This window comes from Bradyrhizobium sp. Ken51 (genome assembly GCF_055807435.1).
Map to the genome: position 1 here is coordinate 119,827 of NZ_JBVVPB010000003.1, position 19,489 is coordinate 139,315.

At 61.6% G+C, this 19,489-nt stretch carries 21 protein-coding genes; 7 read left to right on the top strand and 14 right to left on the bottom strand.

The window, feature by feature from the left end; genetic code table 11:
• The first annotated feature begins 333 nt into the window (after nucleotides 1-333).
• Together AC0L27_RS07580 and AC0L27_RS07585 are read left to right on the top strand one after the other, a co-directional pair.
• Nucleotides 334-1,077: an SDR family NAD(P)-dependent oxidoreductase gene (locus tag AC0L27_RS07580; RefSeq protein ID WP_473318698.1), complete on the top strand. Its 744-nt coding sequence runs from the start codon at nucleotides 334-336 to the stop codon at nucleotides 1,075-1,077.
• A gap of 1 nt (nucleotide 1,078) precedes the next feature.
• A complete protein-coding gene (locus AC0L27_RS07585) occupies nucleotides 1,079-1,756 on the top strand; it encodes a glutathione S-transferase family protein (protein WP_473318443.1) in 678 nt (225 codons plus the stop codon).
• A gap of 33 nt (nucleotides 1,757-1,789) precedes the next feature.
• Here the strand turns inward: AC0L27_RS07585 and AC0L27_RS07590 are convergent, their stop codons facing one another.
• Both AC0L27_RS07590 and AC0L27_RS07595 read right to left on the bottom strand, forming a co-directional pair.
• Nucleotides 1,790-2,989: a CaiB/BaiF CoA transferase family protein gene (locus AC0L27_RS07590; RefSeq protein WP_473318444.1), complete on the bottom strand. Its 1,200-nt coding sequence runs from the start codon at nucleotides 2,987-2,989 to the stop codon at nucleotides 1,790-1,792.
• Between the two features lie 99 nt (nucleotides 2,990-3,088).
• Nucleotides 3,089-3,721 carry a DsbA family protein gene (locus AC0L27_RS07595; protein ID WP_473318447.1) on the bottom strand — a complete coding sequence of 211 codons (633 nt, stop codon included), beginning with the start codon at nucleotides 3,719-3,721 and terminating at the stop codon, nucleotides 3,089-3,091.
• A 239-nt stretch (nucleotides 3,722-3,960) separates the two neighbouring features.
• Here AC0L27_RS07595 and AC0L27_RS07600 point away from each other — a divergent pair, with 239 nt between their 5' ends.
• Nucleotides 3,961-4,473: a winged helix-turn-helix transcriptional regulator gene (locus tag AC0L27_RS07600; protein WP_440639825.1), complete on the top strand. Its 513-nt coding sequence runs from the start codon at nucleotides 3,961-3,963 to the stop codon at nucleotides 4,471-4,473.
• 33 nt (nucleotides 4,474-4,506) lie between these two features.
• Here the strand turns inward: AC0L27_RS07600 and AC0L27_RS07605 are convergent, their stop codons facing one another.
• Together AC0L27_RS07605 and AC0L27_RS07610 are read right to left on the bottom strand one after the other, a co-directional pair.
• On the bottom strand, nucleotides 4,507-6,309 hold the full coding sequence (locus tag AC0L27_RS07605; protein WP_473318450.1) for an AMP-binding protein: 1,803 nt from the start codon (nucleotides 6,307-6,309) through the stop codon (nucleotides 4,507-4,509).
• Between the two features lie 55 nt (nucleotides 6,310-6,364).
• On the bottom strand, nucleotides 6,365-7,564 hold the full coding sequence (locus AC0L27_RS07610; protein WP_473318452.1) for an ABC transporter substrate-binding protein: 1,200 nt from the start codon (nucleotides 7,562-7,564) through the stop codon (nucleotides 6,365-6,367).
• Between the two features lie 341 nt (nucleotides 7,565-7,905).
• Between AC0L27_RS07610 and AC0L27_RS07615 the strand changes: the two genes are divergently transcribed.
• A complete protein-coding gene (locus tag AC0L27_RS07615) occupies nucleotides 7,906-9,066 on the top strand; it encodes an iron-containing alcohol dehydrogenase (RefSeq protein WP_473318454.1) in 1,161 nt (386 codons plus the stop codon).
• Here AC0L27_RS07615 and AC0L27_RS07620 read toward each other — a convergent pair.
• Nucleotides 9,063-9,269: an oxidoreductase gene (locus AC0L27_RS07620; protein WP_473318700.1), complete on the bottom strand. Its 207-nt coding sequence runs from the start codon at nucleotides 9,267-9,269 to the stop codon at nucleotides 9,063-9,065. The two genes, AC0L27_RS07615 and AC0L27_RS07620, sit on opposite strands and share 4 nt — an antisense overlap.
• Nucleotides 9,270-9,284: 15 nt before the next feature.
• Nucleotides 9,285-9,632, bottom strand: a complete 348-nt coding sequence (locus tag AC0L27_RS07625) for a hypothetical protein (RefSeq protein WP_473318455.1) — start codon at nucleotides 9,630-9,632, stop codon at nucleotides 9,285-9,287.
• Nucleotides 9,633-9,993: 361 nt separating this feature from the next.
• Here AC0L27_RS07625 and AC0L27_RS07630 point away from each other — a divergent pair, with 361 nt between their 5' ends.
• From AC0L27_RS07630 to AC0L27_RS07640, 3 genes are all read left to right on the top strand, one after another.
• Entirely contained in the window at nucleotides 9,994-10,434 is a 441-nt protein-coding gene (locus AC0L27_RS07630; RefSeq protein WP_473318457.1) for a winged helix-turn-helix transcriptional regulator, read from the top strand.
• 204 nt (nucleotides 10,435-10,638) lie between these two features.
• Nucleotides 10,639-11,631, top strand: coding sequence for an NADP-dependent oxidoreductase (locus AC0L27_RS07635; RefSeq protein WP_473318458.1), 993 nt, complete (start codon nucleotides 10,639-10,641; stop codon nucleotides 11,629-11,631).
• A 46-nt stretch (nucleotides 11,632-11,677) separates the two neighbouring features.
• Nucleotides 11,678-12,481: an enoyl-CoA hydratase/isomerase family protein gene (locus tag AC0L27_RS07640; protein WP_473318460.1), complete on the top strand. Its 804-nt coding sequence runs from the start codon at nucleotides 11,678-11,680 to the stop codon at nucleotides 12,479-12,481.
• Between the two features lie 52 nt (nucleotides 12,482-12,533).
• Here the strand turns inward: AC0L27_RS07640 and AC0L27_RS07645 are convergent, their stop codons facing one another.
• The 8 genes from AC0L27_RS07645 to AC0L27_RS07680 all read right to left on the bottom strand — a co-directional run bounded on the left by AC0L27_RS07645 (nucleotide 12,534) and on the right by AC0L27_RS07680 (nucleotide 19,374).
• On the bottom strand, nucleotides 12,534-12,791 hold the full coding sequence (locus AC0L27_RS07645; protein ID WP_473318462.1) for a hypothetical protein: 258 nt from the start codon (nucleotides 12,789-12,791) through the stop codon (nucleotides 12,534-12,536).
• A 149-nt stretch (nucleotides 12,792-12,940) separates the two neighbouring features.
• Nucleotides 12,941-13,588: a DUF2865 domain-containing protein gene (locus tag AC0L27_RS07650; protein WP_473318463.1), complete on the bottom strand. Its 648-nt coding sequence runs from the start codon at nucleotides 13,586-13,588 to the stop codon at nucleotides 12,941-12,943.
• Nucleotides 13,589-14,013: 425 nt separating this feature from the next.
• Nucleotides 14,014-14,220: a cold-shock protein gene (locus AC0L27_RS07655; RefSeq protein ID WP_464160365.1), complete on the bottom strand. Its 207-nt coding sequence runs from the start codon at nucleotides 14,218-14,220 to the stop codon at nucleotides 14,014-14,016.
• A 357-nt stretch (nucleotides 14,221-14,577) separates the two neighbouring features.
• Nucleotides 14,578-15,129: a hypothetical protein gene (locus AC0L27_RS07660; RefSeq protein WP_473318465.1), complete on the bottom strand. Its 552-nt coding sequence runs from the start codon at nucleotides 15,127-15,129 to the stop codon at nucleotides 14,578-14,580.
• On the bottom strand, nucleotides 15,117-16,670 hold the full coding sequence (locus AC0L27_RS07665; protein WP_473318466.1) for a phospholipase effector Tle1 domain-containing protein: 1,554 nt from the start codon (nucleotides 16,668-16,670) through the stop codon (nucleotides 15,117-15,119). The genes AC0L27_RS07660 and AC0L27_RS07665 overlap by 13 nt, the downstream gene beginning before the upstream one ends.
• A gap of 18 nt (nucleotides 16,671-16,688) precedes the next feature.
• Nucleotides 16,689-17,699 carry a CBASS cGAMP-activated phospholipase gene (locus AC0L27_RS07670; protein WP_473318467.1) on the bottom strand — a complete coding sequence of 337 codons (1,011 nt, stop codon included), beginning with the start codon at nucleotides 17,697-17,699 and terminating at the stop codon, nucleotides 16,689-16,691.
• Nucleotides 17,696-18,181, bottom strand: coding sequence for a type II CBASS E2 protein (locus tag AC0L27_RS07675; RefSeq protein WP_473318702.1), 486 nt, complete (start codon nucleotides 18,179-18,181; stop codon nucleotides 17,696-17,698). The genes AC0L27_RS07670 and AC0L27_RS07675 overlap by 4 nt, the downstream gene beginning before the upstream one ends.
• Entirely contained in the window at nucleotides 18,181-19,374 is a 1,194-nt protein-coding gene (locus AC0L27_RS07680) for a nucleotidyltransferase domain-containing protein (protein ID WP_473318469.1), read from the bottom strand. Before AC0L27_RS07680 ends, AC0L27_RS07675 begins: the two co-directional genes overlap by 1 nt.
• Between the last annotated feature and the right edge of the window lie 115 nt (nucleotides 19,375-19,489).

Consider the following 19,489-nt stretch of genomic DNA (forward strand, 5'->3'; position numbering starts at 1 on the left):
TGGTCCAGGGCTTTGGCAAGATGGCTGCTTGTCGATTGCTCGATGGGGCCCGACAGACCGAAAAGCAGTCGGATCGAGACCGAGTGCTTGCGACAGCTTCGCCACGTCTAACCGCCTCCCGACTGAAGAACATCGGCGCCATTTTCAGCATTGCGCCTCGCGGCGAAACATGCGTTCTTTTTTAGAACCCGTCAATCGATATTTTGTTGTTGTGGTCGGATCAGGAAATGGCAAGTTTGCTGCCTTATTCAAAGGCGCTCGATAACCCCGTTTACAATGCGGCTTTCAGACGATACCGATATCGTATCAAATAAGAACTTATGGGAGGCGAGCATGGGAGAAAGTCGCGGAGTCGCGATGCTGGTCGGCGCAGGCGATGCCATCGGTGCAGCCGTTGCGCGGCGGTTTGCCAGCGGCGGTTACACTGTTTGCATCTGCAGGCGCGATGCGGCCAAATCCCAAGCGCTTGTCGATGAACTGAGGGCCAAAGGCCAGGGCATCCACGCCTTCAGCGTCGACGCCCGCCAGGAAGCGGAAGTTCAGAAGCTGTTCGCGGATGTCGAACGCGAGATCGGGCCCATCGAGGTCTGTCTGTTCAATGCCGGATCGAACGTCAACAAGCCCCTGCTGGAGACCACGGAGAAGCTCTTCTTCAAGGCCTGGGAGCTGGCCTGCTACGCGGGCTTCCTGGTCGGACGTGAGGCAGCGCGCGTCATGCTTCAGCGCGGACGCGGCACCATCTTTTTTACCGGAGCGACCGCAAGCATCCGCGGCAGCAAGGGGTTTGCCGCGTTCTCATCGGCAAAATTCGGCCTTCGCGCGGTAGCCCAGGCCATGGCGCGCGAGCTCGGGCCCAAGAACATTCACGTCGTCCATCTCATCATAGATGCCGGCGTCGATAGCGAAGCCATTCATCAGCGCATGAAGGCCGCGAAGGGCATCGAGGCCAGCGAGATCCCTCCCGATAGCCTGACCAAGACCTCCTCGATTGCCGAAGCGTATTGGTTTGCCCATCAGCAAAGCCGCGATGGCTGGACCCATGAACTCGATCTTCGCCCGGCTGTGGAGAAATGGTGACATGAGCGATGATCCAGACCTCACGTTGTGGGGCGTCGGGACGAGCCGCACAGTTCGCCCACACTGGGCGATGCACGAGCTCGGCCTCGCTTACAAGATCAAACCGATCGGCCCGCGGACCGGCGAGACCAAGACCGCCGAATATACCAGACTCAATCCGCGCCAGAAGATTCCGTTGCTGCAGGACGGCGACTTCCGCATCGGCGAAAGTGCCGCGATCGTCGCATATTTGTCGCGCATGTACTCCACGCCGGAACGTGCATTGATCCCGGAATCCACCCGTGACTATGCCGCGTGGCTGGAATGGTGCTTCTTCATCGTCACCGAGCTCGACTCCACCAGCCTATACGTGATGCGTCGTCACAGCGCCAATGCGCTCGGCCCGATCTACGGCGTCGCGCCGGAGGTCGTAGCTCAAGCCGCGGAATATTTTCGGGCGCAGCTGCGCCATGTCGAAGTCGCGCTGGCGGACGGCCGACATTTCCTCATGGGCGAGCGCTTCAGCAGCGCCGATATTCTGCTGACGACGTGCCTGGACTGGGCAGTCGCATACGGTGTCGGCATTTGCGACAATGCCCAGCCCTATCTTGGGCGCATGCGAAATCGGGAGGCTTACCAGCGTGCGGCTGCGGCGAATGTTCCGCGAGCACCGATTACGCCGGTGCCTGCCAACGCTTGAGAGCGGGTCGTCGGTCGCACGGACGGCTCCGGGCTACAGGGCCACGCGCAACGTGCGCGCGGCGACCATATTGTCGATCGCGTCATCGTCGTAACCCAGATCGCGCAGCACCTCGCGCGAGTGCTCGCCGACGCGAGGGGCCGGCCCGCCGATGGCGGCCTGGTTGACCTCGAAGCGGGCCGCGGGCTTGGGCTGGCGCACACGGCCGACCTTCGGCTGGTCGAATTCCGCGATGATCCCGCGCGCCACCACCTGTTCATTGTGGATGATTTCGCCGCGCCGCAGGATTGGCGCGCAAGGGACATCCGCGGCATCCAGACGCTCCAGCCATTCGGCGGTCGTGTGCTGGCCGATATACTCCGCCATCTTGTTGATGCGCGCCGTGGCGTTGACCGAACGCGCCGACGGAGTCGCAAACCGCGGATCCTTGGCGAGCTCGGGATCGCCGGACGCGCGGCAGAAGCCCTGCCATTCGGAATCGGAGATGGTGCCGGCCGTGATGTAGCCGTCGCTGGTCTTGAACACGAGATCCGGCCGGTCATTGGGATCGGCAGCCGCGGCCTCGGCGCCGACCACTGTGTACTGCATCATGCCTTCCGGCCAGAGGTAGGAGATCATGGCATCGAGCATCGCGACCTGGATATGATCCCCCTGTCCGGTCTTCTCTCGCGCGTAGAGCGCCGCCGCCACCGCCTGTGCGGTGAATACGGCGGTGGTCTTGTCGCACACGATGGTGCGGATCATCTGCGGGCGATTGGTGACCGGCTGCGACTGGATATCGGCAAAGCCCGACAGGCCCTGAATGATCGGATCATAGACGCGCTTCTTCACGTACGGTCCGGTCTCGCCGACGCCGCTGATCGAGACGTAGATCAGGCGCGGGTGGCGCCGGCGCAGCTCTTCCACACCAAGGCCGAGGCGCTCCATGGTGCCGGGCCGGAAGTTCTGCACAAGGACATCGGCTTGCGCGACCAGTTTGGCCAGCACCTCGCGCCCGGCCGGGCTCTTGACGTCGATCGAGAGTGAACGCTTGCCGCGGTTCGACGAGATGAACAGCGCCGAGAATTCGCCATCCTTGTCGATGGTGGCACGGCTGCGACGGGTGATATCGCCGCCGATCGGCTCGATCTTGAGCACGTCGGCGCCCTGATCTGCGAGAAACATTGTCGCAAACGGGCCCGAAACCACTCCGGTCAGATCGAGGACACGAACGCCGCCAAGCGGACCAGCCATTGCACTCTCCCTGGATTTTTTTCTGCCAACGAGCCGAGGGTAAACTCTGGCTTGCCGTCAGCCCTTCGCCTCAACACGCACGGACCGCAAGTCGAGAAACTAGCCGGTCTTGGAAACGGGCTGCCGGGTCTGTTCGACGATCGACTCCTCGACGTCCCGGAGTTGGTCCTTGCCGAAGAACATCTCCTTGCCGACGAAGAACGTCGGCGAACCGAAAGCGCCGCGGGCGACGGCGTCATTGGTCAGGTCGATCAGCTTCTTCTTGACGTCGTCCTGCTGCGCGCGCGCGACCAGCCTGTCGATGTCGATTCCCGAGGAAGCAAATGCGCTCCGAAACACTTCGGGATCGTCCATCTTCTTGGGCTCTTCCCACATGTGATGATAGGCGGCGCGGAAATAGGGTTCGAACACGCCTTCGAACTGGGCCGCGACGGCCCCGCGCATCAGCATCAACGTGTTGACCGGAAAGAACGAATTCTGGCGAAATTTCGTGATGTTGTGACGCCGGATAAACCGCTGGGTTTCGAGCTCCTGGTATTCCGGCTTGTTCTTGATCCCGCGAAGCGAATCGAACGGCGACATATTGCCGGTCGCCTTGTAGATCCCGCCGAGCAGGACCGGGACGTACTCGAACTTCACGCCCGTCCGCCGCTCGACCCCTGGGATGGCGATCTCCGCCAGATAGGCGTTCGGGCTGCCGAAATCGAACTGGAATTCAACCTTGAGGGTCATGACCGCTTTCTCCCGCAGAGCGTATTGGATGGTCAGGGACCGGCGATCCAATCGCATGGCTTGCCTGTCCTCACTCTTACAGTTCTAAAATCGAACTGTCAAATTCGATTGGATTTATGCTGGTTTGACCGACCTATCGGGTATTGTTTGGAGTTCAGTACCTATCTAGAATGCTAGGTAAATGCGGCGGCCTCGGCGGCGATTCGAGCGGGCCTCGCCGGGATGACTGGAGAGTACGGATGAAGTGGAAGGAACTTGAGGAAGAGCCGTGTTCGATGGCCCGAACCATCGGCGTGATCGGCGACCGCTGGACGCTTCTGATCCTGCGCGAATGCTTTCTGCGCACGCGGCGCTTTGAAGGATTTCAGTCGGCGCTCGGAATTACACGCCATCTGCTCGCCGAACGCCTGAAGAAGCTGGTTCGGCTGGGCATCCTGCGCCGCATTCCCTACCAGGAAGCGCCCAAGCGTCACGAATATATCCTGACCCAGAAGGGCCTCGACCTCTATCCGATCATGATGGCGCTCGTGCATTGGGGCGACACTCACATGGTCGACGAGCGCGGCCGGCCGCTGTTGCACCAGCACCGCAAGTGCGGAAAGGATTTCGACCCGGTCATGGTGTGCTCTGAATGCGGCGAGCCGCTCCTGGCCAGGGAGGTTCATACCCATCCAGGGCCAGGCGCCCAAAGCCCGCGGATGATGGAGGCACCTGAAAAGCCGAAGGCAAAGGCTCGCCGCAGCGCGGCTTGAGCAGGCCACCGGCGTGACGCACGAAACGCATCCTCAGACTCGAATCACAGCTGCGTCGGGTTCGTTGCAGTGGAGACGGTCCGCCAGTTCAGCCCGGTGTTTGAGCACAGCACGTTGATTGACATAGGCCTTGTCGGTGATTTCTCCCGCGGCCAACGAGGGCGGATCCTTCAGCAGGGTGAACGAGCAGATTTTTTCGCTGCTTCCAACAGCCTCATTATATCCCTGCAGACCATGTCTCAGGAATTCGATCACTTTGGGGTCGCAGGTCAAATCCGCAGCCGGTGCGTTCGAAATCCGCGCCGCCTCGGTCGGATTTAGCCAGCACAGCAGCGCGCAGGCTTCACGGTTTTCTCCCACAACGACGATGTCCAGCAGTACGCCGCGCGTTGCGGCCAGAATGGCGGCACGCATCGCTCCGATCGCAACCCAGGTGCCGTTCGCGAGCTTGAAGTTCTCGGAAATTCTGCCCGTGAAACGCAGACCGAGCTCCGGCTTCTCGGGATCGATAAACGACACGGTGTCGCCGATGCGATAGAACCCCTCCTCGTCGAAGGCCTTCTCAGTAAGATCGGCCCTGCCGAGGTAACCGGGGGTAACGTTGGGGCCTTTCACCCTGGCCTCGTACGTGTCGGAAACAGGAATCAGTTTCAGCTGCACACCCGGCGCCGGGAGACCAATCTCGCCCGGCCGATCCGTTGCCCAATGCGTCGTGCTGATTGTCGGCGCCGTTTCGGTCGTCCCATAGCCCGACATCACCGGAATCCGCCTGCCTGTGATCGATGATGTCAGCCGGTAAAGTTTTTCAAGCGTGGCTTGCGAAATTGCAGCCCCGGCGTAGCTCAATCGATCCAGCCGCTTGAAGATGCTCGCGCCGAGGGCGGCATCGTTCTCGATGGCATCACACAACAGGTTATAGCCCGCGGGCACATTGAACATCGCCGTCGGCGAGATCTCCTTGAGGTTCGCCACCGACTTGTGAAAGAGCTGAGGCAGCGGGCGGCCGTCATCGATGTAGAGCGTCCCGCCGTTCTTGAGAATGCCGTGAAGAATGACGTTGCTGCCCATCGTATGGTGCCACGGCAGCCATTCGACCTGGACCGGCGCCTCCGGAGGCGACACGAGCAGGCTTCCCATTTGCAGGGAGCTCGCCATCATGCGGTGCGTGTTCAGAACGCCCTTTGGCAGGCCGGTCGAACCGGAGGTGAAGAGCACTTTCGCAATGGAATCGCTGGAGACCGCCCCCGACGCCTGCGCGAACCTTTCGCAGTCCGTTCGATCCGACAGGACACGGAAGGGCGTCGTCTCCGGCGCGCCATCGACGCTGATCCAGGCAGAGTCTGCCAACTCGGGAATGGAGCGAGCCGCGGAAAAGTCGCGTCCGCTCTGAACGAAAACAAAATTCGGCCGCAGCACCTGCGCGATGTCCTTGAGGCGGGCAAGACCGCCGGGCATCAGCGTGTAGTTCGGCGATATTGGCGCTAGAATGACGCCCATCGACATCGCCGCAAACGAGATCACCGCGTTCTCGATGGAGTTACCCGAGAGCACGGCCAGCCTGTCGGCCGGCTTTGCGCCCATATCGATCAGGCTCTGGCCGACCGCCTGGACCTGCGACCATGCTTCGCCATAAGTGATCTCGTCCCATCCCCCATTGGCATTGCGTTGCGCGAGAAATATTCTGTCCGGAACCGCGCTTGCCCAGCGCGGCAGAAAATCGGTGACCCGCCAGTCGCATGGCCCCAATTCGAGCGGCGATCTCAATACGAGCGTGCCGTCGGTCCGGCGCTCGACGGAGAGTTCCCTTGGCGCAAACGTCAATGGCTTCGTCGACATCGAGAACGATCTCCTGAATTACCGCGGACGGATAGAACGGCGGGCGGCGCCAGATTCACTCGGATCTGGCATCCAGGACTTCTCCGAAGGCTTGCCACGTCGCGCCGGTCCAGCGCTGCAGCCGCATCTGCGTCCAGATCATGTTCTCGGTCTCGCTGGTGTTGACCTTGATCCCGGGCAGCACAGTCGGAACGACGACGTCTTTCAGGTTCTTCGCCTGCGCCAGAATATTCTTCCGCGATAGATCATCACCGCATTGCTTGAGGATCTGCTCGAGCAGGACGCCTTGCTGATAGCCGGTCAGATAGCTGCCGTTGGTGATATCGGCGCCCTGCAGATACTTGTCGAAAAATGCCCGGTAGGCCTGCATGCCCGGGTCGCCCTTCCATGTCTCGTCGAGGACATCCTTGTTGGTCGTCCCGACGATCACGCCGACCGACTTGTCGAGCCCGGCCGGTGCAAGCGTGCCTCCGACGGATCCGGACGGGAAATTGATGATCACGGTCGCCTTCCAGCCGATCACCGAAGCTTGCCGGATGGCCTGGGCCGCGAACTTCGGCGTGCCGGCGATCACCAGGGCTTCGGCACCCGAGCTCTTCAGATTGGTGATCTGCGAATCAATCGTCGGTTCGGTGACCTCATAGGACGCACTGACGACCTTGCGGTCGAAATCCTTGCCAAGAAACGCCTTGAAGGCACCGACGTAATCTTTGCCGAGATCGTCGTTCTGATAGAGGATGGCATACTTGGCGTTCGGCAGCGTCCTCGTCAGGTATTTGGCGTAAATTTTTCCTTCGGTGTCGTAGCTGACAAGACCCGTGGTGATCAGCGGGTAATTGGTGACGTCAGTGAACTTGGACGAGCCACTGACGATGGCGACACTCGGCACACCCTTGGCCTTCAGGTATTTTGCAGTGGCCGAGATGCCGGGCGTGCCGAGCTGGCCGAACATGAACGACACTTCGTCGCTTTCAACGAGCTTGCGGACGTGCTCCACCGCCTTGGGAGGGCTATATCCGTCATCATAGGCGATGTAGTTGATCTTGCGTCCGTTGACGCCGCCGCGGTCATTCAAGGCCTGGATGTAGGCAATGAGTCCCTTGCCCACGAGACCGATCGATGATGCCGGTCCGCTGAAGGGAAAAACCCCACCGATCTTGATCTCGGTAGCAGTGACTCCCGGCTCTTCGGCGGCGAATGCCGGGCCGCTCAAAAACAGGGCCAGAGCCGCAACGATCTTCCATTTCACCAGCATTGCTCGTCCTCCCAAACGTGCACCCTTTTCGGGTACGTGGCTTTGTTTTTTTCCCCGGTCGCTGCTCGTCTCACGTCCTTGCGAAAGACGCATCGCGCTGAACGGATCCAGCCGTAATCCGGCACTTCGCGGCCGTTGCGTTCGGCCATCTCGTGTTCGTAACCTACAGTTCTTTTTTTGAACTCGTCAAGCGATTAGATTGTCGGTGACCCGGTCCAAGAGCGATACGGGCTTTTGAGCAGGGTATAGATCAGAACCTACAAGTCACAGCTGGTTCGTTGCACGCTCCCATCGTTGAGCTTATAGTTACTTCTCTTTTTGAACTTACTGGGAGGACCGCAATGCGCAAGGCAGGGATACACAATTTTCCGGTAATCGATCGTGTCGTCTACGGCAAGGCTGCGTCTGACGCCTTGAACGATGAAGCGGTGCGACTGGATGCCGAGCGCGTCTTCCTGATCGTCAGCCGCACCTTGAACACCAGGACCGACGAGATCGAGAAGATCCGGCGCGCGCTCGGCGGCAGACATGTCGCGACCTTCGATGGAATCGCAGAGCACACCACGCGCAAGCAAGCTGCCGAGGTTGCCCGTCAAGCCAAGGATGCCGGAGCCGACCTGGTCGTCGCCGTCGGCGGAGGCTCGGCGATCGACCTCGCCAAGATCGTCATCATGGCGATGGAACATGACATCGCCGACGAAGCGGGTTTCGATCCCTTCCCGATGGGGCCTGGGGTCACCGTCTCACCGTTCCGATCGCCCAAAATTCGACAGATCGCGGTGCCGTCGACGCTGAATGGCGGCGAATACAATGCAGCAGCGCTTGTCACGGATGAACGCAACAGGCTGAAGCAGATTTTCTTTCATCCCCGGATGATGCCGGTGGCGATCATTCTCGACCCTGCCCTCACCGTCCATACGCCTTCCAAGCTGTGGATGGGATCGGGAACCCGCTCGATGGATCACGGCATCGAAGCATTGTGCTCACCCGCCGGCACGCCGCTCGCCGACGAGGTGGTCCTGGCTGGCATCAGCACCCTGCGCGAGGGAATGCTCCGGACCTTGCAGCAGCCTGATGATCTGGAGGCGCGCCGACTGTCTCAATATGGCGCGTGGCTCGCGGCTTTCGGACTGCAGGCGCGGGTCCCGATGGGAGCCAGTCACGGCATCGGCCATGTCCTTGGCGGGACCTTCGGCGTTCCGCACTACTATTGCACACCGGTCATTATGCCGAGCCTGCTTCGATACAACAAGGCGTTCACTGAGGATGCGCAGCAGCGCCTGGCGACGGCCCTTGGCGAGCCCGGTATGGAAGCCGCCGTCGCCTTCGCGCAATTCACCAAGAAACTTGGATTGCCCGGCCGTCTTGCCGACGTCGGGATTGGCGAAGACAACTTTGACCAGATTAGCAAGATTGCAATCAATCATCGCTTCGTCCAAGCCAATCCGCGGCCATTCAAAAGCGAAGCTGACATCCTCGATCTGCTGCGAATGGCCGCTTAGCCGTGCGCGGCGTGCAATTCGACTGCATCGAACCCCCGGCGCTTAGCCACAAGCGCCGCATCCGCAAAAGCGCGAATGGCGTCCGCGATTTCCTCTTCGCCCATCGGCTCGCCGAACTTCTTCTCCGGTGGCGAATGACCGGACGGACTTTCGTAAGCACCGGGAGCAGACCAATCCTGAGCGCGCGTGCGAACGGCTCCAATATCCCGGCGGGCGTGCTAACGCGCGACGTCGCCACCATCCGCCAGCGACGTCGGGCTCACATCATGGGCGGCGGAATGCTTAGGATGCTCACGCTCGTGAACGCCATCTCGCCATCCGCTGCGGATGCGATCGGTTTGCGGCGGTTTGGGAAGCTCATGCAGCAGCATCGTCCACGCTGATCTCCGCTCGGGGCGCCTCGCGCCTCTCAGCTCGCTTCGCTTCTGAGCCGCGGCCAGTCGCAGCCGCGCAATCCCAATCGCGCGGGAAAGAATGGACAACCGGGCGTGCGGGCCCTGGCCCAGCAAGTTGGTGTGTTTCACGGCCATTCGTCGGCATGGCAAGGGGTTGCCGATCGCCTGCATGCACGCGATCGGACACGATGGTCGCGATTTCGATGCGCTGGCGACCCGGCAGCTGGAGCGAGCCGCTTGACGTTATCGTCCTTGGCATGTTCGCTGCGATCCGTCCGCCGTGATGCCGGGGCCGGCATGACGCGCGTTGGCTTTGTCCAGACGGTGCCTTGCGAGAGGACATCACGACCCACTGCTCGCCTAGTTCGGATCGCCACATCTTCGCGGGCATCCTCTCTGTGGAGAGACGGCGGCAGGCGTTTGTGGCAACCTTGTCGGCTATCGCATCGGGCTTTAATTCCTGCCCAGGCGACACCGGCAAGAAGGAGATCAGTCCATGCAGCGGAAAAGTTGGGCCACGTACGAGTGCCCCATGGCCCGCTCCGTTGACGTCATTGGCGACTGGGGCAGTTTGATGATCCTGCGCCAAGCCTTCGGAGGCACGACCCGCTTCGACGATTTCCAGAAGGAGTTGGAGATGTCGCGGAACCTGCTGACCGCGCGACTGAAGAAACTCGTCGCCTGTGGCATTCTCGAACGCCGGCCCATCGCCGAGGAAGCGCGGCGGCACGAGTACGTTCTGACCGAAATGGGCGAGGATCTCTTTGCGACCATCATCGCACTCCGCCAATGGGGCGACCGATGGCTGTTCCAGCCCGATCCGCCGCCTATTCGAATGCTTGACGGCATCGACGGCAGCGAACTGGAGCCGATCAAGGTCCGCTCCTCCCTCGGGCGCGAGATCACGGTTGGCGATCTTCGCTTGCGCCGCCGCCCCGCAGGCAAGCCGAAGGCCCGGGCCGGCAACCTCTAGAGCTTTTTCGGTTCTAATTGAATCAGACCGAAGTTCTAGAGTCTCGTTTTGACGCGTTTTCTTCACGAGAACCGGCATCCACTTCGCTCGAAATCCCTCTAGTTCGCGCAGCGCCGCGGCGGGGGCTTGTCAACATCCCTTCATGCGTGTAAAAGTTCAATAATGAGACTAATGGTCAGGCGACCTTAGCGCGAGGAGAATGAAATGCGGGCAGCGTACATCACCGGCTATGGCGACAACTCCGTGGTCACCTGTGGAGAGGTTAGCGACCCCGTCCCGGGCGCCGACGAGGCGCTGATCGAGGTTAGGGCCGCCGGTGCGAACCCCGTCGAGATCGCCATGCGCCAGGGTCTATTCCATGCCGCCCTTCCATTCACCTTTCCGCAGGTGATGGGCTACGACGTCGCGGGCGTTGTCGTCTCCGCGCCCTCGGGCGCGGCGTTCAAGGCAGGTGACGAGGTTTACGCTCGCCTGCCTAACCGGCTTCCCGGCGCCTATGCTGAGCGCGCAGCCGTTCCACTCAGTCTCCTGGCCCACAAGCCGCGCACCCTTTCCTTCGAGGAGGCGGCGAGCCTGCCGACGGTCGCCTTGACCACCTGGCAGGCATTTGTGGAGCGCGCGCGGCTCAAGACCGGCGAAAGCATCTTGATCCAGGCAGGGGCGGGCGGCGTCGGCGCCTTCGCCATCCAGCTCGCCAAGCACCTCGGGGCCTACGTCGTTGCGACGGGCGGACCGCACAGCCAGACGTTCATGGCTGGGCTCGGAGCGGACCGCACGATCGACTACACAACCGAAAGCTTCGAGGCTGCCGGCCCGTTTGACGTGGTCTATGACGGCGTGTGCGGTCCGCTGACCGAGCGTGGCATCGATGCCTTACGCGAAGGCGGCCGCTATCTCGGCCTCGTGCGCACTGCCGACGCCCAGAGCTATCGTGAACTAGGCTTCCCGCCTCCCGTGGCCGAGCAAGCTTCGGCGGGCGTTCGACCGTTCATCGATCGCGCCGCCGCCCGCAAGGCGGAGTTCCATGGCCCCCTCACCCGGCCGGACGGCGCTCAACTGGCGGAGATCGCGGCCCTGATCGACACCGGCGCCATCCGAGCTTCCGTGAGCGCGGCCTATGGCCTCAATCAGCTCGCAGCCGCCTACGAGACTCTAGCCGGCGGACATACGCGCGGGAAGCTCGTCGTCGTCCCCTGAGGCAAGGGTCAGGCTCATTCGACATGTCTACGGAACGGAGGCGACCATGAACGACGTCCCCAGCAGGATCAGCATCGACAAGTCCACCCCGGGGTATTGGCGCGTGACCTTCAACAACCCGCCGATCAACGCGATCGACGATCGCACCTACGACGAGTTCTACGATCTGGTGGAGGAGATCGACGCGGACGATGCGCTGAAGGTCGTGACCTTCGAGAGCGCCAACCCGGACTTCTTCATCGCTCACTACAGCACGGCCGAGCCCCGCAGCCGGTTCGGCGCGCCACGCTGGATCGAGCCGGCCACCAAGCTGGCTCAGAGTAACGTCCTCAGCATTGCAGTGATCCGCGGCCGGGCGCGCGGCGGTGGAAGCGAGTTTACCCTGGCCTGCGACATTCGCTTCGCCAGCAAGGAAAAGGCGATCTTTGGCCAGCCAGAGGTCGGATGCGGCCTCATCCCAGGCGGCGGGGCGCTTCAACGCCTTCCGATCTTGGTGGGCCGCGCTCGCGCCATGGAGATCATCCTCGGTAGCGACGATTTCGATGCCGAGACCGCCGAACGATACGGCTGGATCAACCGCGCCATCCCCGAGGCCCACCTTGATGAGTTCGTCGCGAATTTCGTGCGGCGCATCCTGTCGTTCGACAAGCAGGCGCTGAGTACCTGCAAAGCGACGATCAACCAGCACGGGCTGCCGGACCCCGCCCAACTGCAGGCGACGCAGGACACCTTCTTCACGACGTTCGGCTGGCCAGGCGCAGCAGAGCGCATGCCGAAGCTGCGCGCGCGAGGCATTGGAAGCGCTGGCGACTTTGAGCTGAACCTCGGCCGCGAGGTCGGGAATCTCTAGGCGACATGGCTGAGCTTGCTGCAGCAACTCGAGGCACCTGTCTTCGTGGGCGTCAGGGCCGCCGTCGCGCGCGCCTTTCCGCCAGCCATCCTCGAGAACTTGCTGCTCTAGTTGTATCCCTTGCGCGTGTAGGCGCGGCGATCATCTCGGTCGAGGCGAAGGCGATGCGGTAGCGATCGTATTTGATTTCGTGAACCCACTGGGCTTCCGAAGAGGCCTTCATCTTCAGGATCGCCAATTGGGGGCTGATGAACCCCGGCATCTGAGCGGCTTCCGACTCTGCGTCGGTGCCTTGATAGGCCTTTGCCACGCTACTCTACTCACAAGAAACCCGCCGCCGGGTTGGGGCCGACGGCGGGCAGTTTACCTACCTTACTCACGATTGTTGTAACTTCGGGCGCGATGTCGTGTTCCCACAAACGCCCTATCCGCGCTCTGTCGGTGAGACGAACAGCCTGGTCACCGCCCCGGCGCGACCTTCATGTCGGAGAGCCGTGCCCGCGCTTCCGTCGTGAATCCCGGATAGCTCGCCGCCGGGGTGAGATCCGGCACTTGCTCGGCGCCGAGCCGGATGCCGGAATAAGCCATGGCCCCATCGGCGGTCGCCACGATGTCCCCCGGACGCAGCGGATCCAGCGCCAGATCGACCTGTGCGAGGCCGACGGCGTCGCGGCCGTTGCAGGTGCAGTCGGCGCGGAGCGCGGCCCGGTAGGTGTAGGCGTTCTCGCTCTCGGCGTAGCGTTCGCCGGCGGCGGTGCGGGCGCCGTCGATGCCGGAGCCGAAGAACACCTTGGTCGGGCTGGCCGGACAGAACGCCTGGCACAATTGCGCCGGCGAGGCGGCGCCGCGCATCAGCGGGAAATATTTGCCGTCGCAGCTGCGCACGCAGAAGGCGGGACCGGAGCCGGCAGCGAGAGGCCGCGGCGGCAACGGTGCCGGCGTGGCGGTCTGCTGCTGTTGCGTCCGGAGGCCGCCGAAGAGGAAATCGAGCAGGTTTTCGGCCGAACTAGCCTCCGGTACGAGCGCCGCCGCGACAGCTACGGCGATCAACGGTATGCGAGTCGGATTGCGCGACGAATGCTCCACCGGCGGCTCCTTGCGGCACATGGGAGCTGCCACGCTGAGCGGCGAACGCGCCCTAAGCGGGGCGGAGATGGGGAGGAATTTGGCCAAGATGCGACCGCCCGGCCGCGTCGATCGCGGTCTCGATCTGGGCGATCCTGAGCCACACCGTCTGGGGCAGGCTGCGCCGTTCCGGCGCCCTAGCCTTACCCGCTCCGCTCGATGCGAAAGAGGTGGAGCCGCTGACCACGTCAGATTCTCTGTCGTCTATCTTACAACAGTGAATCTGGTTCCGTTCAGAGGAACAGACTTTTCGATTGCAGTGAAGGCACAGGGGCGTAGCTTTGTTTCACCGGGGCTGGTCAATATTTCACGAATTTCTTTAAACCCGGTGGGCCGCAGCGTCGAAAGGTGCTGCGGCCATTTCTATTCGGAAAGTAGTCCCGGATGACACGGGCGATTGCGGCGTGTCAGACGCGCAGATTTTCCGCGCTGCTCTTGCCGCGTTTCCGATCGACCTGCACCTCATAAGAGACCTTCTGCCCCTCAGCCAAACCCGATAGGCCCGCGCGCTCCACCGCGCTGATATGCACGAAGACATCCTGGCCGCCGTCATCGGGCTGGATGAAACCAAATCCTTTGGTCGCGTTGAACCACTTCACAATGCCTGTCGCCACGTCCGCCTCCGCTGAGCAAATCGAGTTACCCTAAATCGACGCCCAGAACCCGGCAAGAGAAACCCGCAGCAAGACGGCTGCTCACTCACTTTAACTCCAGGCGAATTAGATTGTTATGAGCTGAAGCTAGGGGCGTGCGATGAAACTGTTTTTCACGGGACGCGACACCACACCCAGGCGGGGCTGCGAGCGTTCCTTCCTAACCGTCCTAAGTTCTAAGCTTCCTTGCTCGCGGCAAACAGATGGGCTTAACCGCCGCGCTGACAGCGTCAGCAGTTTCGACCGGCAGTGTCAGTCACGCGCCGATTTAGACGGAAAAACCATGGAAGATTCTCCGCATTCCGCGGGTAGACATCTTCAGGTTTTCCTCGCGCTATAGCGGCCGAACAACGCGACGGTGTCCGGCATGTCATGACGAAGGACGGTATAAAGGGCGTCCTTCAGTTCCCAATGGGTCGCATAGAGCCGGTCATTACCGTATGCGGTCAGGATGGAGTCGATGATGTCGACGGTTGACCAGTACATCTGATCCAACGCCGAATAATGGATAAAAAACCCCTCTTTGAGCAGCCAACGAAGAAAAAGCTCGAGCCGCTCGTCGTTGATAAGCGCGAGGAATTCTCCCTTCGCTACATGCGTGAGCTTTATTTCCTTGGCGCTTTCCTGAATGCGCAAGAGTTGGCGTAGTTCTCCGAGGTCCAGGTTCCGAGTGGGACCTAAGTGAGCGATCCCGCCGACGACGAAGCAACCTGGCTCGCGGACGTTGAGGCCGTCCGGGCGAATGTGCAGACGCCGGTCGTTATTCGTCTCGTCGTAATAGAGCGTGTACGGTTTGTCCGTGCCCGTCAGGCCGTGCAGTACAGTTTCGCGTTTGCGGATCTCGTTGACGTCAATCATCATGACGGCCATGCAGGTGGTTCGCCCGCGACAGCCGTGGCACCATCCATTGAGGTCGCGGGAAATTGCGCGCCCGGCTGGCAGAATCTTTTGAAGTCGTCGTGATCCTGCAGCGTCTCGGGCCGGTAAAGACAGCGTCGATCGTAAACCTGAACGGCACGAAGATCGAACCGGCGATATACGGAGTGATGCATGACCGCTGCGGTACCGGGCAGCTTCCGCTTCTGCTCCGTCCACGTGATCCCGGTCCACCTGGGGATGAAGCCTAAGCCGGCGGCGACCTCGTCGTGCTGAGGCCCGTCGGCATGCGGCCACATCTGAAGCACCCGCCGATCGAACTTGAGCCCATGAGGGACGGCGGCGGCCCAGAGCGCCATCCATTCCAGACTGATGTCGGACAGCCGGCTCTCGTTTTCCTGGTAACTTCCGCCGATGTCGGAATGGTTTCCCGAAAACCAGACCTGCTCGAACCACTGGATGCCGGCGGAATCCCTTTGAGCTTCCTTCGAGCTACTCCAGTGAACGCGTTTGAAATTCGCGCGGTTCTCGTCGATGCTGATGGCGTGCCGGGCGTACGCGACATTGGGGTCAAGCTCGGTATCGTAGAACGTCATCCACAAGTCGTTGAAATGGATCGTGCGTAATGACTTCCGCCAATCGTAACCTCCGATTCCATAATCCCATTTCAGATGCGTGAAGACATACACGCACAGGGCGCAGAACGTGGCCAATCCTATAGTCCCGAGGAAGACGCGCCAGAACGAAAGATACGGAAAGATCCAGCCGATCCACGGCGTCGACGAGAACGGCTGCAATATTTCCCCGAAAACACCCAGCGCCGCCGCGAACAGAAGAAACGCTGCGGTGAAGAGAGACGACGTCGTCCAGTTGCCCAGCGCCGCCACCGTGTCGAAGACTCCAATGAAATGCGGGTATACGTTTGCTTTGGCCGCGTCGGCCCCAGCCGCGGATCCGTATTCCGCGCGAAACCGCGTGGCCAACCGCTCCCTTGAATCCAAAAAGAACTTCTGCCGTTCGGTGGCTTCGGATTTCTTCCGGGGATAGGTGAATTGATAGACGTGCTTGACGGCGTAGGCAGCAAGCTTCTGCGACGATCCTTCATCGAACGCTAGGTCACCTTCAGGATCGTTCCTTGGATGGGTCGGTATCCCGCAACGCGCGATCACCCCGGCGAGACAGCGGGCGGTGTAGGCGCCTCGGCTGAAGCCCACCAGAAATATGCGATCACCGGGTTGCCATAGCCGGATTAGTGCGGCGTAGCAGTCGATGACGTTGCGAGTGATGCCGAAGCCTGTCGCCTGCGCAACGGTGTTGTGTATCCAGCGCACAAGTTTTCCGAAAAGATGGCCACCATCCGCCTGCGAGCCCAAACCGGGATCGTAGAATGCCACCTGTTCCGCGGGGTCAATGGAAGAGTCGGGGCCGCAGCGGCTCGCCCTGTAGAGCTTGTAGATGTTGCTCCGGTTCTCGTCGAAGCGAAAACCTCCGGCCTGCCCCGTCCCGTCGGAATAGATGACGATGTTCTTGGCCATGGTCGTCCCTCGCTGGTCTCACGTCTGGGGAAGGCATTTGAGCGAATGATACGGCGTAAACGCCGGCGCGGGCTCCTGGAAGAAATCGCCGCGGAGCAGCGGCAGCTGTTCGCGAGCCTCGGCCACGGCGCGGTCCTTCATCTCGTCGATCCTCAAGGCGTTATCCAACGTGTAGCGCCCCTCGGGGGCGACCTGATCGACGCGCCAAATCGCCTTATGTGCGTGACCGTCGCCGGTGATGATCTTGGCGGTGCCGAGCGCGCTGTGGGACTGGCCGGCCATGAATAGCCGTGTCACCGACGTCGCCATCGGAAGCTTTCCCTTCCACCTCGGCTGCGCCTTGACGTCGCTCGTCGTACCGATGCTCAGTATCTTCAGACGTTCGGCAGGCCAACCCAGCATTCCGACCGCCTCCACGGCCGCGACGCCGATCGGGTTGTTCGCCCACACGCCACCGTCGACAAGCTCGACGGCCTCGCTGGTCATGTGCGGCTTCATGAACGTCGGCGCGGCCGCGGTCGCCATCGCCGCGTCGATCGCCGGTTGCTTGTAATCGGTCTCCAGCCGCGGGTGATGCGCCGTTTTGTAGAGGTACACACGCTCGAGCATCGGATGCCATGCCGGAATGACCAGGCGGGTCCGGCTTTCACCAAGCCGACGCGTCCCAAGCACGCCCTCGAGCGCGGCACGCAGATTGTCCGGCGAATACTTGGAGGCGAAAAAATGAAGCAGGGAACGGCCGCGTTGGCGCATCCACGTTTCCACTGGACTATGATGCTGATCGAAAACCGCCGGCCCCTGATCCTCGTAGAAGCGCAGTACGTCCGCTGCGGACAAGCCAAGACCGAGACCGAGGGCGATGATTCCACCGGTCGAGGTGCCGACGATGAGGTCGAAGTAGGACGCGATCGGGTGATCCAGGTTTTCCTGGACCTTCGCCAACAACGCTGCGGGGAATACGCCGCGGATTCCGCCGCCGTCGAGCGACAGGATACGGTACGACGATTGGGCCGGCGGGTTGGGCGTCATGCCGCCACCTCCGGAGTAAGCGGCCGCACCCGCTTTCGTTTCTTGCCGGATGGATCGGCCGGAATGGGGTGTTCACCTCCGCCCTTCCACTCGTCCGACGAAAGCCACTCCTCGAAATAGAAGAACCAGAGGACCGCCCAAGGCCCGATGGTGTTGTCGATCCTCATCCACGACTGCCATTCGTACGTCCTCGGCAAGTAGAGGCACAGGCGCGCGGGATGCTGCTCATAGAGGTGCGGAATGCGGCGTCCGCCGACAACCAGTTTCAGGTTCGGACGCTCGACGAAAACCTGAGGCTTGTCGCCTTGCCGATACTCGATCCTGAGCGTGTAGATCCGGCTCAGCGGCGAAGGTGTCGCGTCGAACCACCACACCAGCGCACCGGCATGAAGCAACCCGATGCCCTCCCCGGTCAGCGGGTTGCTTTGCAGGTTGATGTATTGCTGGCTGGCCGTAAGCGGCCGACGCTCACCGATCCGCATCAATCATCGCTTCCATGAAAGGTGTTCGCCCGCACCGGCGTCGAAGACGCAACGCGCGCCGCGGTCAAACCAACGACCGGCGCCGCGGAAAGATTCCCAGCGCGCCTCGCCGCCGATACCGGCTCGACCAGGCCGTCGAGCGCACGGTTCGCCGGCGTCGAGCCGAACGCCGAATCGAGGCGCTTCGTCAGGACATCGAGGCCCTCGATGTGCGTCAGGCTTTCGAGATCTCCCAGCAGCTTGCGGTGCCAATCGTAGAACGCGACCGCGCGACGCGGATCCGAATTCCATTTTTCGGCGAAATTCTCGTGTTCGGTGGTTTCGTTCCAGATGAACCAACGACGGCGTCCGCCGGTGGCGTCGACTTCGATGAAACGGGGCATGTGCCGGACGACGTCGCACAGAAGGTCGAGCTCGCTGTCGTAGACGACATTCAGTGCACAGAATTCGTAGGCGCGCGCGGCGAGCGTCGTAATGATCACGGAGATCGGGGCGAGGCTCGGATCGAGGTCTTGGAAATGGATGTCCCGGTGACGCTTCGACAGCTGCACGGTGCGCGGCAGGATGCCCTTGAAACCCACCTGCTCCGGATACGGTTCGACGTGAGAGCGGGTGCTGTCCTGCGCCACCATGCTCTTGCTGAGCCGCATCTGCGGCATGATCTTGGCGCGCTCCAGAAACAGCGCCTTGTAACCCTTCGGATTCGAGGCTGACCAAGCCCGCATGGCCTTGTCGGGCACCAGCACGCCGCCCTTCGGACAGCCAGGGTTAGGAATCGACGGCGTGATGTCGAGATGGAATTCACCCGAGTAGTTGATCCGCCAGCAACGTCCCATCTCTTCGAGAATCGGCGCATACTGTCCGTGGGAGCGCAGGCGATTGCCAATCGCAGACTTCAGCGCCGCAGGAGAGATCATTTGGTCCGGTTCGACGACGTGAGAAACGAGATCGACGTCGTGCTCGATGCGCCCGATCGGCTTGACGGTGGTGCCGATGGCGGTCGAGCCCTGCGGATAGATCAGGATCGAGCGGATCAGCTGCTCCTCGGCACCGGCGAGCCAGCGCCCTACCGCCTCATAGCGGGCTTTGGCCAGTTCGAATTGGCTATCGGTGAGCTCCAGCCCTTGGCACAGGCGCTCCAATACGCCCACGAGTTGAGCGTTGCGCATGATCGTCCGCTGATCGGCGTACATCCGGCATCTCCGTGTTCGGTCGCCCGCGGACGCTTGACCGGAGGGCGTTGATGTATCAAATCCTGGATTTCGCTCTAGACCCATACCAACTATCGCTACTCCGAACATGATGGAA

What these genes read in the sequence shown, in the direction of transcription:
- AC0L27_RS07580 (WP_473318698.1), top strand. Translation starts at nt 334, where the DNA reads ATGGGAGAAAGTCGCGGAGTCGCGATGCTGGTCGGCGCAGGCGATGCC.
- AC0L27_RS07585 (WP_473318443.1), top strand. Translation starts at nt 1,079, where the DNA reads ATGAGCGATGATCCAGACCTCACGTTGTGGGGCGTCGGGACGAGCCGC.
- AC0L27_RS07590 (WP_473318444.1), bottom strand. Translation starts at nt 2,989, where the DNA reads ATGGCTGGTCCGCTTGGCGGCGTTCGTGTCCTCGATCTGACCGGAGTG.
- AC0L27_RS07595 (WP_473318447.1), bottom strand. Translation starts at nt 3,721, where the DNA reads ATGACCCTCAAGGTTGAATTCCAGTTCGATTTCGGCAGCCCGAACGCC.
- AC0L27_RS07600 (WP_440639825.1), top strand. Translation starts at nt 3,961, where the DNA reads ATGAAGTGGAAGGAACTTGAGGAAGAGCCGTGTTCGATGGCCCGAACC.
- AC0L27_RS07605 (WP_473318450.1), bottom strand. Translation starts at nt 6,309, where the DNA reads ATGTCGACGAAGCCATTGACGTTTGCGCCAAGGGAACTCTCCGTCGAG.
- AC0L27_RS07610 (WP_473318452.1), bottom strand. Translation starts at nt 7,564, where the DNA reads ATGCTGGTGAAATGGAAGATCGTTGCGGCTCTGGCCCTGTTTTTGAGC.
- AC0L27_RS07615 (WP_473318454.1), top strand. Translation starts at nt 7,906, where the DNA reads ATGCGCAAGGCAGGGATACACAATTTTCCGGTAATCGATCGTGTCGTC.
- AC0L27_RS07625 (WP_473318455.1), bottom strand. Translation starts at nt 9,632, where the DNA reads ATGCAGGCGATCGGCAACCCCTTGCCATGCCGACGAATGGCCGTGAAA.
- AC0L27_RS07630 (WP_473318457.1), top strand. Translation starts at nt 9,994, where the DNA reads ATGGCCCGCTCCGTTGACGTCATTGGCGACTGGGGCAGTTTGATGATC.
- AC0L27_RS07635 (WP_473318458.1), top strand. Translation starts at nt 10,639, where the DNA reads ATGCGGGCAGCGTACATCACCGGCTATGGCGACAACTCCGTGGTCACC.
- AC0L27_RS07640 (WP_473318460.1), top strand. Translation starts at nt 11,678, where the DNA reads ATGAACGACGTCCCCAGCAGGATCAGCATCGACAAGTCCACCCCGGGG.
- AC0L27_RS07650 (WP_473318463.1), bottom strand. Translation starts at nt 13,588, where the DNA reads ATGTGCCGCAAGGAGCCGCCGGTGGAGCATTCGTCGCGCAATCCGACT.
- AC0L27_RS07660 (WP_473318465.1), bottom strand. Translation starts at nt 15,129, where the DNA reads ATGGCCGTCATGATGATTGACGTCAACGAGATCCGCAAACGCGAAACT.
- AC0L27_RS07665 (WP_473318466.1), bottom strand. Translation starts at nt 16,670, where the DNA reads ATGGCCAAGAACATCGTCATCTATTCCGACGGGACGGGGCAGGCCGGA.
- AC0L27_RS07670 (WP_473318467.1), bottom strand. Translation starts at nt 17,699, where the DNA reads ATGACGCCCAACCCGCCGGCCCAATCGTCGTACCGTATCCTGTCGCTC.
- AC0L27_RS07675 (WP_473318702.1), bottom strand. Translation starts at nt 18,181, where the DNA reads ATGCGGATCGGTGAGCGTCGGCCGCTTACGGCCAGCCAGCAATACATC.
- AC0L27_RS07680 (WP_473318469.1), bottom strand. Translation starts at nt 19,374, where the DNA reads ATGTACGCCGATCAGCGGACGATCATGCGCAACGCTCAACTCGTGGGC.